Here is a 1,174-nt window from a genome sequence, read left to right as displayed (position 1 = left end):
GTCTCGAAGACCTACCGGCCACAGCCGGTACGGAGGGTGATGCTCCCGAAGCCAGGCGGCGGCCAACGCCCGCTCGGCATCCCGACTATCCGGGATCGGTGGTCAGACCGCCGCCGAGCGGGTGTTGGAACCGATCTTCGAGGCGGACTGCGAGGACAGCGCTTATGGCTACCGACCACGTCGCAGTACATGCGACGCGGTCAAGGAAACGCACCGGCTGATCTGCCGGGGCCATACTGACGTGGTAGACGCCGATTTGTCGAAATACTCGACACGATCCCGCATTCGGACCTCCTCAAATCGGTGGCCCGACGCATCGTTGACCGGCACGAGCTGTGGCTGAAGGCGCCAGTCGAAGAGCGGGACGGTGACGGGAAACGACACATGAGCGGGGGCAGACGAGCCAAGTGCGGCACGCCGCAGGGCGCGTCGCAAGCCCGCTTGCTCTCGGTCATCTACATGAACCGCTTCCTGAAACATTGGCGGCTCACCAGACGCGGCGAAGCGTTCACCTTGGCGACGCGACAGAGCGTAAGCTGACGTAATCCGGAGCAGCTTCTGGGGCCTTCCACAGGCTGTCTCCGAAGCCTGCCTCCTTCGGAGGCAGGCCCGCACGCTGGATAGGCTCTCCAGAACTTGGTGCACCGTTTGCCGATCAGATTAAAGGCACAGCAGGATCACTGATTGGTTAAAGCGGCGCTCTCTCGCGGGCGCCCAACGCGTTTCGCCGGATGCTCCATGTCTCGCCGCCGGCAATAAACAGCGAAACAGATCCTATAAGTGATTTCACAGAAGCTTTGCGAACAAAACTCGCTGTCAATGCTACGGTCTCCGAACGGATCACAGGCGCCCAGGTACTCGAAAGGAGACCATCCGAAACGCGAGCCAGTTCTGACGAGTATCGGCCGTGCCGTGCTAGAAGCACACGCAATGCATCTGACGAGAAAGTAATATGGGAATCCAAAAGTCGACATACTCCATGCCTTCACGGAGCGACCCGAGAATGTCAACGAGAGAACTTCTCGAAGCGGCCGTCGATGAAGTTTGGAGGCCATACATGTCCCACCAGACGTTCGATGGCGCAGACGCGGCCCAGAACATAGCCGAGGATGGGCAGAAGCAAAGGATTCACTCCAGCGGCGCTATTTGTTGAGGTAAGTTCGGCGAGTTGGTG

The 1,174-nt window shown here is 59.8% G+C and carries 1 protein-coding gene; it reads left to right on the top strand.

Going from position 1 to position 1,174, the window contains the following annotated elements:
- The first annotated feature begins 384 nt into the window (after nt 1-384).
- Nucleotides 385-540 (top strand): hypothetical protein, encoded by a 156-nt coding sequence (locus tag AC4FWB_RS34355; protein ID WP_491030639.1) that lies wholly within the window; start codon nt 385-387, stop codon nt 538-540.
- Nucleotides 541-1,174 lie beyond the last annotated feature (634 nt).

It is taken from the genome of Mesorhizobium sp. LEGMi-168a (assembly GCF_058312955.1).
This window is presented reverse-complemented; position numbering and strand designations above follow the sequence as displayed.

Coding starts and splice junctions, on each gene's coding strand:
- AC4FWB_RS34355 (WP_491030639.1), top strand. CDS start 385: ATGAGCGGGGGCAGACGAGCCAAGTGCGGCACGCCGCAGGGCGCGTCG.